At 31.2% G+C, this 14013-nt stretch carries 9 protein-coding genes; 1 reads left to right on the top strand and 8 read right to left on the bottom strand.

What is annotated here, in order from left to right:
- Positions 1-112: 112 nt before the first annotated feature.
- The 6 genes from Q0820_RS11015 to Q0820_RS10990 form a co-directional block, all read right to left on the bottom strand.
- Positions 113-5266, bottom strand: coding sequence for a T9SS type B sorting domain-containing protein (locus Q0820_RS11015; protein ID WP_298487694.1), 5154 nt, complete (start codon positions 5264-5266; stop codon positions 113-115).
- A gap of 235 nt (positions 5267-5501) precedes the next feature.
- Positions 5502-6845, bottom strand: a complete 1344-nt coding sequence (locus tag Q0820_RS11010) for a hypothetical protein (RefSeq protein WP_298487693.1) — start codon at positions 6843-6845, stop codon at positions 5502-5504.
- A gap of 40 nt (positions 6846-6885) precedes the next feature.
- Positions 6886-7368: a styrene-oxide isomerase StyC gene (gene styC / locus Q0820_RS11005; protein WP_298487692.1), complete on the bottom strand. Its 483-nt coding sequence runs from the start codon at positions 7366-7368 to the stop codon at positions 6886-6888.
- Positions 7369-7420: 52 nt separating this feature from the next.
- The gene (locus Q0820_RS11000; RefSeq protein WP_298487691.1) at positions 7421-8119 is read right to left on the bottom strand and encodes an OmpW family outer membrane protein; all 699 of its coding nucleotides are present in this window, start codon (positions 8117-8119) and stop codon (positions 7421-7423) included.
- A 24-nt stretch (positions 8120-8143) separates the two neighbouring features.
- A complete protein-coding gene (locus Q0820_RS10995) occupies positions 8144-9574 on the bottom strand; it encodes an aldehyde dehydrogenase family protein (RefSeq protein ID WP_298487690.1) in 1431 nt (476 codons plus the stop codon).
- Positions 9564-11114: a long-chain fatty acid--CoA ligase gene (locus Q0820_RS10990; RefSeq protein ID WP_298487689.1), complete on the bottom strand. Its 1551-nt coding sequence runs from the start codon at positions 11112-11114 to the stop codon at positions 9564-9566. The genes Q0820_RS10995 and Q0820_RS10990 overlap by 11 nt, the downstream gene beginning before the upstream one ends.
- 186 nt (positions 11115-11300) lie before the next feature.
- On the opposite strand from Q0820_RS10990, the gene Q0820_RS10985 reads away from it, so the two are divergent.
- The gene (locus Q0820_RS10985) at positions 11301-12215 is read left to right on the top strand and encodes an AraC family transcriptional regulator (protein WP_298487688.1); all 915 of its coding nucleotides are present in this window, start codon (positions 11301-11303) and stop codon (positions 12213-12215) included.
- 2 nt (positions 12216-12217) lie between these two features.
- On the opposite strand, the gene Q0820_RS10980 is transcribed toward Q0820_RS10985, so the two are convergent.
- Both Q0820_RS10980 and Q0820_RS10975 read right to left on the bottom strand, forming a co-directional pair.
- Positions 12218-13051 (bottom strand): ABC transporter permease, encoded by an 834-nt coding sequence (locus tag Q0820_RS10980; RefSeq protein WP_298487687.1) that lies wholly within the window; start codon positions 13049-13051, stop codon positions 12218-12220.
- A 23-nt stretch (positions 13052-13074) separates the two neighbouring features.
- On the bottom strand, positions 13075-13977 hold the full coding sequence (locus Q0820_RS10975; protein WP_298487686.1) for an ABC transporter ATP-binding protein: 903 nt from the start codon (positions 13975-13977) through the stop codon (positions 13075-13077).
- Positions 13978-14013 lie beyond the last annotated feature (36 nt).

Genomic DNA, 14013 nt, shown 5'->3' with positions numbered 1-14013 from the left:
ATTTACAATACTCCCTGAAAATAGGGAAAGCATCTTTGGTATGGATTACTTTTTCTTTGATTAATATACCTATAGAATTATTGAAAATTTAGATTTTAAAAGAGAAACGCTTTTATCTTTTTAATGCAAAATGTCCTTTAAATACTCTGCCATCTTCTAAATTAACTTTAAACCAATAATCTGTTGCAGGCATAGGTCTGCCATTTGCGGTGCCATCCCAACCTGTTGAGTTGGGCGATATTTGAGTGATTAGGTTTCCGTAGCGATTAAATATATAGATTACTGAATTTGGTTGAAATTGGCTATTAATACCTTTAATTTGCCAATAATCATTAATAGAGTCATTGTTTGGTGTAAAAAACTTTTGGTGTCCTATTACAGATATTTTTAAGTCTACTGTGCCGCATCCATATTTATCTCTGACGTATAATTTATAGATGCCTGGAAAAACATCTTCAAAAATAGGGGAGTCTTGGTAGGTATAAAAAGCTTCGTTTTGGAGTGTAGAAAATTCATCTTCTAGGGCATATTCATAGTCTCCAAGTCCTAAATTATTGTTGGTGTCATTAATGGTAACTGTATTGTTTTCTGATATGTCTTTAATAGTTATATCTTTTAAAGTAATAGTAGCTATTTCAGAAGCATTTACAAAAATGTCTCTGGTTCTAGGGCAACTAGTGCCATCTGTTTTTGTAAGTGTTAGGTGGTATGTGCCAGGAATAGAAACTGTAAGTGTTGGTGTGGTTTCTGGTAAAACTTCTCTTTGTATAGTATTATCCAAGCTTGTCCATGCCCATTGATATGTAAAAACTTCATTTGGGTCATTCTCAATAGGGTCTAGCAAGGCAGTGAAAGTAGGGTCAGAGGTACAAATAATTAACGAGTTGTTGATAGAAAATTCTGGTAGTGGGTTTACGGTTAAGTTGATAGTGGTATTATCTATACAGGCTGTGTTATTAGGATTCCGAACTTCTACGGTGATTATTTGTGAACTAGTATTTAATGGGTTTGGTAATGTTGTGCTATTGGTAACTGAATTTCCTTGTTCGTCTATATAATTATAAAAAATATTCATTCCTGTTTGTGCGCCTAAAATAGTAGTACTGAAAGTAGAAGTATCAAAAGGGAAAATTAAATCATTATCTATATCTCCTGCATCTCCATCACATACAATTTGTGGTGGAATACTGTTTGCAATTGGTTGTGTGTCTACCGTAAATTCTAAAGTTGTTTCATCATAACACGGACCATTTGGATCAGCGGTAACATTGTTAGTAACTCTTATGGTTATGGTTTGAGTTGCTGTAATAAATGGATTGGGTAATGGACTAGGTAATGGAGCGTTGTTGGCATCAAAATAAGTTATAGTAACATCTGCTAAACTTTGTCCATTAAGTATACTTGCTTGTATTGTGGAAGTGTCAAACGGAAAGAGCCCGTCTTGGTCATCATCACACTGCCGCATAATAGTAGTGGTGTTGGCTATTGGTAAGGGTTCTACAGTTAAAGTAATATGAGAGCCTAATCCTAAACAATCATTAGAAAGACTGTTATCTATTCGGATATAAATTTCCTGACTATTAGGGTATCCAATATTTCTGTAATTGGTAATGTCTGTTATTTCATTAATCTCAGCTAAGGCATCTGCTTCATTTCTATAGTAAAAAACAGATAAATTTGGTCTTGTTAGAACAGGAAAAAGATTAACTACATCATTGGTTACACTACTAAAATTAAAAGAAGAAACACCATCTCTGTCATTGTTATTGATAGTATTATTTCCATCAACATCTAAAAAATCATCACATACATTAAACATGCGTTGAAATGTTGCAGGTATTTGGGTGGCAGATACATTTAATTGTATTTCAGAAATAGAGGAGCAACCTAGAGAGGATTCAATATTGGCCCAAACTACGTCTGTAATTACTGTTGTATTTATATATGCTGTGGGATTATTAATATAATCTGGACTTGTAGTATCTCCTGCAATAGCTGCAGTTTGCGAAGTATAATATGTAAAACTTTCGTTGGCTACATTGTTTGATATTTTTGTGTTTACTTCGGTTAAATTAAATGGGCTAAAGCCATCAATATCATCATCGCACTGCGTTAAAATAACATTTGCATTTACAACAGGTAAAGGGTTTACGGTAAGCGTAATTTCATCTGAGTAGGTTCCACAGATGTAATCTACTCTGTTTAAAAAAGCTCGATATAGATAATTATTATAAGATAAAGGAGCACTTATAATAGTTAAGATATTAGTATCTACACCTGAATATATTGCATTGTTTAGGATATTATTCCAATTTGTGCCATTATCTGTGCTTACTTGCCATTGTATCGTACTTGTTGGGTTGTGGACTAAAGTTAGTTGCGTGGTACCATTCTCACATACTTGTGTATCTATAGGTTGGGTTGTAATTACAATTGTACCATCTGTTGCATAATTAATACTTGGGGTAGTGTAACCATCTGTGTTACCAGTAACAACACCTGTTGTGGTATTTATACCTGTACCTTGTAAACGTCCTGGTGTTGTAGTGCTTTCTGAGAAACCAGCTTCTATTACATCACTACAATTATCTCCATCACTTTCTAAATCTATATAATTATAAATTCCATCGGTATCTAAATCCCCTATGGTATATCCTAAAGTATTAGCATCAATATTGGTTTCTGCGTTGTTATCCCAGCCATTACTTCCAATAGAAGTGTTTACGTTATCAATAACACCATTAAAATCTGTATCTGGCAAACCACTGTTAGATTCTAGAACGTCATAAATACCATCGTTATCACTATCTAAATCTAAATAATCAGGAACACCATCATTATCATTATCAATAGGAAGCATATTGCTATCATAAGCATCATCTAAACCATTTTGGTCTTCATCTATATTAGATAGGGGAGAGTTATTAGGGGCAAAGGATTCTATAAAATCTGGAATACCATCATTATCACTATCATAATCTATTTCATCTTTAATCCCATCTCCGTCAGAATCTAATTTGTAGCAGCTTAAGGATATATTTGCTGTAAATGTTGATGAACTTACAGTATTTGCTAATCTATGTGTAAAAGAAAAACCATTTACTTGGTTAGCATGAAAAGAGTATGGAGTGTTACCATTTGGTGATGGATTTATTTTAAAATGTATTTCGGAACCAGAGATTTGTGTTACACCAGTTTCAAAAGCACCATCAAAATTAGAATCTATAAGTAATCTATTATCTGGGTCTACAACGGTTATGTTTTTATTTGAAGGTAGAATTTTAGCGATAAAAAACTCCCCATCGGTTATAGTATGATTTGTAGTTATATCTTCTGCTACTAAAACATTTATAGATTCTGAGAATTGAATACTATAATCGCTCTCCGCATTTGTATCAGGTTGTACTGTGCTAGTATAGTTTCCGTTTGTATTACCTGAAAAAGTGTTTGTTGCGTTTCCTGAGGTATTGTTTTGAATAAAAGTGGCAGAGTTAGCTAATGTTGTATTGGTGGTGTTATCTTGAAAAATAAATTGTGGTGTATTTATGTTTGATAAATTTACTGTGACATTGCCTAAAGATTCCGTGCAATTTTGGATACCATCATTATCATTGTCAATATCTAAATTATCTATAATACCGTCATTATCTATATCATCCGGACAAATGCTCACAGGAACTTCAGTAGATTCTAATCTTTCTAAAGTACAAGTTATTATACCTATTAATTTATATTTACCTGGAATTGTTGGAGTTATAGAGGTATTACTGTTATTTAAATTTATAAAACCAGAGCCATCGTCAAACCACCATTCAAAACTATCAAAACTTTGTGTATTAGCTGCAGAGAGTGTAACATTAGGAATACAGTTCCCTAGTGTAGTAAATTGTGCATCAAAATTAATTTCGGGTGCAGATGGGAAGCCAGAATAGAAACTTCCAGAGGTAGCAGCACCATTATAGTTAAAGTATGCGCAATATAATTCATCGGAACTTTCTACAGATATATTATTAGAAAGACCAGTTACTTTATAAGTTACATAATCTGTTTTTCCTGTTACCGGTGAAGGACCTATTGTAGAAAAGTTAGAAATTGGGGTGCCATTAATAGTTACTGTTGCGTCAGCTTTTGTAACTACCGATACTCCTCCGGTATAAGAGGTATTACCTATATCTCCAATATTAGCAATATTATCTAGATTTCCGCGAGCTTCACAACTTAAGGGAGGAACAAAAAACATACCTTGATTAGCTTCACTATTTGTTGCGCCAACACCTTGGTATACAAAAACTGGTTCTGAAGTTTCTACATACATATTACCGCTGGCATTAAATTGATTGCCCTCTATTAGATAATAATTACCAGCATTAATTGTTATTGCCGACGGATTACCATTAATGCTTATAGTAGTGTTGTTAGTATGTGCAACTACTAAAATGTTTTCCCATTCATTACTACCATCTCCTTTTACAAGAATATATTCTGTTCCTATTTTTGACAATCCGGCTATTTGGTCAATGCCATAATCTCTACCACTTCCATTACTAAAGCTACCATTAGTAGAGCCACAATTTACTACAATAGGTTTGTCTGAGGTTACAAGGGAACCTATAAGTCCGTCTCTATTAATGGTACTGTCAAAACTATTTGTTGCAATGGTGTAGCTTTCTCCTTCATTTAAGTTTATGGTTATTGGGGTTATACCAGTATAATTTTTTATAATTAATCCAGCAGGTAGGTCATCAAAAGTAACTTGTGTATTATCTTCTGTAGCCATGACAGAAACAAAGTTTAAGTAATTGTCTTGCGGGTTTTGGTTGGTGTAGCTACCTATTCTAAATATATTTCCTAATGCAGATAACCCCTTACTAACTAATGCTCCTGCTTGAGCTCCGCCACCTGCATTCATTCTTACCGATACATAAACAGGAGCATCCGCTTCTATAATATAGCCTTTATCATTGGTTATAGTACTTGTGGAGTTAGAAGGGATAAAAAGTTGCCCGTTTCCATACCCAATAGAGACTTCGTCTGGATTAGCATTTGAAACAGTTCCTGTAATATGGTTTGCTGTTGGTTGCCCAACTGGAATAATTGTGTAGGTAATATCTAATCCACTAGGGGTAGAAATATAAATATATTGGTCTTCGGGGTTGGCATTACCAAAGGCCGCATTGGTTAATGGGGGTATAAAATGCTTTTTGCTTAATTGAGAATGTCCAAGTGCAGAAATAAAAAGAAGGATTATAAATAAATAATTTTTCATAAGGCAGTCTCAATTGCTAATACTATAAAAAGTATAAAAATGTAAAATGTACACTTTTTACAGATGTACTAATATAGCATATCTGTAAAATTAGACTACTTAAAGTGTGAAAAGTTTAATTTTATTAGGGAAAAAGGTGGAAAATAAAAAAAATGGTTAGTGTTTTTTATTGATTTATAAAGTTTGGTAAAAAGATTTTATAAAGACTTAGTCATTTATAAACTGCGTTTATATTTTAAACATAATTTCCTAATCGTATTACTGCTTTTTTTGTTTTTTTGGATAATAGCATTGCTTTTAGTGCATATTTAAAATAATCGAGCATAGGTTCATGACTCATAAAATTTAATCTAGCATTAAACATCCACATGGGAAAGTATCTATGAAATATGAGTAAATTATTTATAGAGACAGCTAATTGTCTAGGCCAATCTTCTACTTTTTCAGGGTGAGGTATGGGTATAATTTTATTTTTATTCTTTTTACTAATGTTAGTTACTTCTAATTTTGCTATCACAGCGGCACTAAAAACTTGTTGGCAGAACAGTACAGGCTGAAGGGTTAATAAATTTTCTGAAAATACAGGCTCTTTTTTAAGTTTTGCAAGCCCATTAGCTGTACAATCTACAAATAGAGTGTTTTTTTCATAAGGAATAGTTTCTTGTGTAAGTATAATATCTGTAGCTGTTATTCTATTTACATATCCTTTATTAATAACATTTTTAATTTTCCTTAAGTCTGCTAATTCACTTGGACTTATAGTAGCACAGCGCCAGTTGGTGGGTAAAGTATTAGTATTAATTCTTACTATGCTACCACGTTTTTCCATATTTAAAAAAATATCATCCGCTTTTTTTGCTTTCGTTAATAGTTTTGCATGTGCTAAAACTTCTCTAGAAAGGTCACCAACTTGTACATAATCTCTATTAAATAGCCAACAATCTCCGGGTGTTATCCAATAAATATTATCAGGATTTACTCCTTTTCTTACTAGATATACAATAGCGTCCATTCCAGTTTTTCCATTCCCAATAACACAGAAATTTTTCCATTTATCATATTCTTCTGGTAAAGCATTTAAAGGTTTTAAATTAACACCTTTATCTATTTTATATTTTGGGGTAGATGTAGATGGTACTTCTACTTTCATGTAAGAGGCATTAACAACTTTTTTATTTACTTTAAAATTTAAAACACGGTCAGGATTTTCTAAATCTTGAACAATACCATCTCCTAAGTAATTATGTCTGCCAAGAAATTTTACTTTACCACTATTTTCAAGCTTTTTTAAAACTTTATCGTAATAAGTTAATATTTCTTTTTTAGAAGATAAATCTGTTGATCCATTACCTAATACACTAGAATTAACACCATAGAAGGCCGCAGGTTGGTGTAGCCCAACAAAAGAATATGCATTATTCCAATGGCCAGAAATATTTGCTCTCCTATCAATGATTGTCATTGTAATATTAGGGTTTTGTGTATGCATTTCGTCTGCAAAAGCCATGCCCATGGCACCAGCCCCTATAATTAAATAATCTGTAGTTATATTTGTATCTTGAGTGTTTAAATTTGCCATATCTATTTTATGAAGCGTTATGTTATTACGTAATCTATTATTAACTTTCTTTAGCCATTCTAAAAGCATGTTTCATTATAATCCATACGGCAACAATAAGAACAAAAGCAAAAATTAAAGCAGGTAAAAGACCTATAATTCCTGCAATACTTGTTTCTCCTAATTTATTATTGCCAAAAGTTAATGCCCTGTGATTGCCTGCTAGTATACCTCCATAATAAAAAAGAATATTGGCATAACCAGTACCTATGAGCATCCAATATAAAGTAGAAGTGGTTTTTTTGGGTAGTTTCATTAAATGCATTACAATAGCCACTAGAATAACTAACATACCGTTCATTATTCCTCCAGAGTGCGCTCTTGCCCATGAAGATGTAGAGCCTGGAATTTCAAATTCCAAAATTTTAGTTGGATAAATTTCAAAGCCACCAATTAAACTCATTATTAAACCAAAGCCAGCTAATAAACCTAACACTAAAACTATGGATCCATGTCCTATCATTTTTAATTGTATCTTATTCATAATTAATTTGTTTTATTATTTTAAAAATTATAAAATCTACTTTAATGAATTCTTAAAGCTTATATACTAACCCAATTTGGAGACCTAAAGGGTTAACATTTACTTCTGCATTTACAGGTGCCCCACCTAAACCTGGTATTCCTGGAGCTACACTTCCTGTAATATCTGTTTTTATAAAATTCATAGTAGCAGAGGCATTTAATCCCCAATTTTTAGAGAACATATAATTAACCCCTCCTCTAAGAACAAAACCAAACATATTTTCTGCTTCTAGGTCTAATAAATTATTATCTTTTTCTTTTGAAATTAAAGTGTAATTTAAACCAACTCCTATATAAGGTTCTATATTTTTTAGTATTTTAAAATGATAATTACCACTAAGTATAATTGGTATAAAAGTAACTTCACCAATAGTAAGGCCTGCAATTGCGCCTTTCCCAGTAATTGTTGTAGTAGGAGGCAAAGCTATTAAACTAGATATGGAAAATTTTTCTGAAAAATTATATCCAAATTGCATGGAGGCAGTAACTTCGTTCGATAGTTCTACAGAAGCACCATCAACCTCCATTCCAGCTGCATTTACTTTAGAGTCTTCAATAAAATTTACGAATAAAGCACCTGGTTGAATATACCAACCTGTTCCTTCGCTTTTATTAGCATTTACATTTTCTTGAGCCGTTAGTATTGTTATTCCAAAAAAGAATAGTATTGTAACTGTTAACAGATATTTATTAGTGTTTTTAATTTTCATAGTTAGTTATTTTTAAGTTGGTTTTTATAAGTACTTTACTAAAATGTCTATTATTTGTTGTTTAAAATTATTGTATGGAGGGAATAATAATTCTAAGGCATTTGGAATATGTTGTTTTAAGATCCCCCTTGGGTTAGAAAAAGATTTAAAACCTTCAAATCCATGTGCTTTGCCAATACCACTATTGTTAGATCCTCCAAATGGTAAATTGTTATTAAAAAAATGTACTGCCGAATGGTTAATACAGCCACCTCCGGCACGGGTATTATTAAGAATTTTTTTTACGTTTTTACTACTTTTACTAAAAATATAGAGTGCCAATGGCTTTTCTCGGTTATTTATTTTATGAATAACTTCATCTAGATTGTTAAACGTAAATACGGGCATTACAGGGCCAAAAATTTCATTATTCATTAGTTTAGAATCCTCAGGGACATTACATATTACTGTTGGCGAAATGTAGTTTTGGTTAGAATTTAATTCTCCGCCAATATCTATTTGGCTACCTTTTTCAACGGCATCTTCTATGTATTCTTTAACTCTTGTAAAATGCTTTTTATTTACTATACGAGAATATGAAGTTTCTTGCTCAGCATTTTCACTATAGAATTTTTTAATATATTTTTTTACGGTATTTAAAAATTCATCTTTTTTATTTGCATGCACAAGTACATAATCTGGTGCAATACAAACTTGGCCGTTATTTAAAAATTTACCCCAAGCTACTCGCCTTGCAGCAGCTTCTATATTTGCTGTTTCGTCAATAATTGTTGGAGACTTGCCACCTAATTCTAAGGTTACAGAAGTTAAATTTTTTGCTGCGGCAGACATTACAATTTTTCCTACACTTGGCGCACCTGTAAAAAATATATGATTAAAAGGTTGTTCTAAAATAGCTTGCGATTCTTCTATACCTCCTTCTATCACAGAAACTTCTGATGTACTAAAAACTTCTGAAATTATTTTTTTTATTAGTTCTGAAGAATGTGGAGTGTGTTCAGACGGTTTAACCATTACACAATTACCTGCTGCAATTGCCCCTACAAGAGGGCCTAATGTTAAATTAAATGGGAAATTCCACGGAGATATAATAAGAACAACACCTTTAGGTTCGTATTTTATATAAGAACTAGATCCAAGTAATGCAAAAGGAGTAGATATGGAATGGTTTCCAATCCAATTTCTGAGGCGTTTTTTTGCATGCTTTATTTCACTTACAACAGGATAAACCTCAGTTAAATCAACTTCACTAGGATGTTTTCTGTAGTCTTTATACATAGCATCCTTAATTTCATTTCTATATTTTAATACTGCTTTATGTAATAAATTAAGTTTTGCTTTTCTTTCTATATAGGTTGTATTACCAACTTCTAATTGGTTTTCTTTAAGAGTTTTAAAAGCCTGTTCTATCTCTTTAATAGAGGTTTTGTTTTGTGGTTTAATTTTAGTTTCCATATGCTTTTAATTCTTTTTTTAATATTTTTCCTGTGGCACTTGTTGGTAAACTATCCATAAATTTAATTACACGAGGATATTTGTATGCCGCGATACGTTTCTTTGTCCAATCTATTAATTCATTTTCCGTTATAGTTTTACCTTCCTTTAATACTACACAGGCTTGAATTTCTTCTCCAAATTTTTCGTGTTTAATGCCAATAACAGCAACCATAGAAATACTTTCATGTTGCATCATTGTTTCTTCTATTTCTCTTGGATACACATTTAATCCTCCTCTGATAATCATATCTTTAGTACGATCTACAATAAAGAAGAAGCCATCTTCATCCTTAATTGCAACATCACCAGAATGTAACCAACCGTTTTTTAATACTTTAGCATTAACTTCGGGTCTTTTATAATAGCCTTTCATGACGTTATGTCCTTTGTAAACTAATTCTCCCTTTTCTCCAACAGGTAATTCATTTCCATTATCATCTACAACTTTTACATCTATACCCCAAGCAGCAGTACCAACACTACCTGGTTTTCTTATGTTTTCTTTATGATTAAAAGTTACTACAGGGGACCCTTCAGACATTCCAAAGCCTTCCAGGATTTTAACTTTATACTTGGTTTCAAAATTTTCTAATACTTTAACTGGTAATGCAGCTCCACCAGAAATGCAAATTTTTAAGTTATTGGCTATTGCGTTTATATTTAGGTTTTTATCTTTATGATTTAATAACCCCCAATACATCGTGGGTACTCCGGCAAATATGGAAACTTTATGTTTTTCCATCATTTTTAAAGTAGTTTCAGGGTCAAAACGAGGTAAGAGAATACTTTTTGCTCCTCTATAAATACCAGAATTCATTAAGAGAGTCATTGCAAAAATGTGAAACAGAGGGAGTACAATGAGTAGCGTATCTTCTGGTTGCGTATTTGCAATATCTGCAGATAATATAGCATTTAGTAAAAGGTTTGAGTGTGTAAGTTCTGCTCCTTTGGGCTTTCCTGTAGTTCCCGAAGTATATATGATAACTGCCGTATCATTAGAAATTGTTTCTACTGTTTCAAATACAGAAGATTCCTTTTTCATTAGAGAATTAAGAGTATTGAGGTCTTTAGAAGAATCTTTATTTTCTTTAGCAGAAATTTTATAAAAATGTTCACAATCTGGAGCAGCTTTAAAACCAGCATAACCTTCCTCTAGCATTGGTAAGCCTGGGACTCCCTCAAAGCAAAAATATAATTTGGCGTCAGAATCCGTGAGATGATAAGCAACTTCTTCCCTTTTGAGTAAGATACTTAATGGTACAACTATGGCGCCAGCCTTTAAAATACCAAAATAGACCATCGGAAATTGAGGTGTATTTATACAGCTTAGTGCAACTTTATCCCCTTTTTTTATACCTACTCTTTTTAGACCATTTGCTATTTTATTAGCGGCATTATTTAAATCTAAAAAGCTTAAATGAAAATCATTATTAATAAAAGCTTCTTTAGATGAATGTCTTTTTGCACTATCTTCTAATATGACGGAAACGTTAAGCAAATTGTATAATTTTTTGGTTAGATAATTTTTAAGTTGATATAATATTTTATATCATATTAATTTTAATATGACCAAGTTAATTTCTTTTTTTTGCTAGATATATAAAGATAATCTCAAAAACTATAAGGATAATTTCAATATAATTTAAAATAAATCTATTATATTAGGGATATAATAAAATTTAGTATGATGGTTAATTTGCCAGAAAATAGTGTTCAAAGTTTACTCTTTAACAGTAATGATGCTGAATTATTAATAAAAAATAACCACGTAGATGTTAATAAAAACTATGAATTTGATAACATCGTATTTGGTTACATAAATGACGGGGTTAAGAATATTTCTATTAAAAATTATGGAAATATAGATTTACAACCCGAAATGGTCATAATGGGAACTACAAAATTCTCTGCTTATGTGGAATTATCTAAAACTAAAATATTAGAACCTGCGACATGCTTTACACTAGAAATATCTAAAGAAAAAGTTTGGAAAATTTTAGATAAAATTAATGAAGAATTTAGTATGCCTAAATTAGTGAAACAAGATAAAGAACTTTCTGATATTGATATTTATTGTGGTAATGGGGGGAAATATGTTCTTAGTGCCTTAAAGCAAATACAATATCTAATGAGTGAAGATATAAGATATAAAGATTATTGGTTAGGCTTAAAGATTGAGGAACTAATTTTATGTTGTTTACAAAGTAACATGCATGATGCTTTAGTTCATAGTTATAAAGAAAATTGTAGTATTGATCATCCTTTAGCATATGCTATAAGTTATATAAAAGAAAATCTGAGTATGTCTATAGATATGAATATTTTAGCAGACAAGGCTTGTATGAGCAAGTCTACTTTTTTTAGACAGTTTAAATTACACTTTGGTACTACACCTAATAAGTATATTCACATGCAAAGAATAGAAAAAGCAAAAAAACTTCTAGAAAAAAGAAAGTTATCTGTAAGTGAAATTGCTTATAAACTTGGTTATAGTAGTCCATCCTATTTTACGGCTCAATTTGAACGTATTGTTTTATCTTCTCCAACCAATTATCGTAAGCTTAAACTTTATCAGAATCAAAAAATACTAAAAGTTTAAATTTACAAATCTCTTTTTTTAAGTAAAGCATAAGAAGCGTATATAAATATAGCAGTCCAAGCAAGAACAATTGCTAGTTCATACCAATGAGTTTGATAGTTCATGGTTATTTGCTCTCCTACTTGATTTGCCACAGTTTGTACAGCATCTAGTCGTGTAAAAGGCTCTTTTATTAGATTAAACATAGATTGTAAAGGAAAAAATCCCATTACTATTTCTGTTGTTTCCGCATCAAATAGCTTCCAACGGATTAAGCCTCTAAAAAGCCCTTCTATAATTTGCCAAAGAATTAAAAAACCTAATGCAAAAGCAGACCTTTTTATTAAAATTCCTAAAAAAAGACAAAAAGAAAAGAAGCCAACTAATTTTACAAAAAAGGCTAAAACAAATATTAAATCAGAAAAAATTATAGAAAACTCATTGTAGTTAGAGTAAATAATCCCTAAAATTAAGGAAACTATAAAAAGAAATATAGTAGATAATATTGCAAAAGATAATACTGTTAAAAATTTAGAAAGTATAAACTCTTTTTTAGATAACCCGTCTATCAAATTTTGTTTTATAGTTTTGTTGCTATATTCATTTGCCATCATAGAAACAATTACAATGGCCAAGAATAATTTAAAAAATGCAGTTATAAAGGTGTTAAAGTGCCATATATATGGGAAATTAAAAATACCAATATCTGCTAAATGAAATTTTATAGGACCAATATCAAATTTTATAGAAGCAATTAAAGCTATAGAAGTTAAAAGAAAAAAATAAGATAGTATAAGTACTTTACTAGCTCTATTATTCCAAAGTTTTATAAATTCTATTTGAAGTAATCTAATCATTTTAATGTTTTTTTGGTAGTTATTTAGTTAGATTTCTTTTTGGTTAATGCTAAAAATTGCTCTTCTAAACTTTCTTTTCTTTTTACTAAATGGGATAATACAATCCCTTTTTCAAAAAGCATTTGGTTTAAAGCTTCGGCTTGTAATTCTTCCTTTAAGAAAGCAGTAATTAATTCGCCTTCGTATTTTATTTCTCCAAAACTGCTATGTTCTTGTAATATTTGTTTTAATTTTTCTTTTTCTTTGGTTTTTAATTCAAAAAAACCATGGCTTGCAAGCATGTTATCTACACTACCAGCGTATAATTTTTCTCCTTTTCTTAAAATTACCACATGGCTACAGACTTTTTCTACTTCATCTAATAAATGAGAAGCCAAAAGTATAGTAGTGCCCTTTGAAGCTATTTTTTTTATGATTTCTCTTATTTGATGTATACCCTGTGGATCTAATCCGTTAGTGGGTTCATCTAGAATTAAAATTTCAGGATCATTTAGCAGGGCAGAAGCTATTGCTAAACGCTGTTTCATTCCTAAAGAGTAGGTTTTAAACTTACTGTTTTTTCTATCTAATAACCCTACTAATTCTAATTTCTCTTCTATTTTATTTTCTGGAACATCTTTTATTTTACAGACTAGCTTTAAGTTTTGTAAAGCTGTCATGTATGGATAAAAATTAGGCCTTTCTATAATTGCGCCTACTTTTTTTAGAGCTTCATGGGTAGATGTTGTGCCATTAAACCACGAAAATTCTCCTTTGGTTCTATTTACAACGTTTAATACAATTCCTAAGGTAGTAGACTTTCCACTGCCATTGGGGCCTAGAATACCATAAACATTACCTTTTTCTATAGTAAAGGATAAATCTTTTACAGCAGTAAGAGAACCGTATTTTTTGGTGAGATTGGTAACCGTAAGAATATTTTCCAAATTGATTGTTATTTAGATGAATTATGATAACAAGAC

It is taken from the genome of uncultured Maribacter sp., assembly GCF_947495965.1.
Taxonomy (GTDB): domain Bacteria; phylum Bacteroidota; class Bacteroidia; order Flavobacteriales; family Flavobacteriaceae; genus Maribacter_B.
Note: the sequence above shows the minus strand (reverse complement) of the source record. Positions and strands in the feature narration are given on the sequence as shown.

Bases quoted from the DNA above. Each gene is read 5' to 3' on its own strand.
- styC (WP_298487692.1), bottom strand. From the start codon at position 7,368: ATGAATAAGATACAATTAAAAATGATAGGACATGGATCCATAGTTTTA.
- Q0820_RS11015 (WP_298487694.1), bottom strand. From the start codon at position 5,266: ATGAAAAATTATTTATTTATAATCCTTCTTTTTATTTCTGCACTTGGA.
- Q0820_RS10980 (WP_298487687.1), bottom strand. From the start codon at position 13,051: ATGATTAGATTACTTCAAATAGAATTTATAAAACTTTGGAATAATAGA.
- Q0820_RS11000 (WP_298487691.1), bottom strand. From the start codon at position 8,119: ATGAAAATTAAAAACACTAATAAATATCTGTTAACAGTTACAATACTA.
- Q0820_RS11010 (WP_298487693.1), bottom strand. From the start codon at position 6,845: ATGGCAAATTTAAACACTCAAGATACAAATATAACTACAGATTATTTA.
- Q0820_RS10995 (WP_298487690.1), bottom strand. From the start codon at position 9,574: ATGGAAACTAAAATTAAACCACAAAACAAAACCTCTATTAAAGAGATA.
- Q0820_RS10985 (WP_298487688.1), top strand. From the start codon at position 11,301: ATGATGGTTAATTTGCCAGAAAATAGTGTTCAAAGTTTACTCTTTAAC.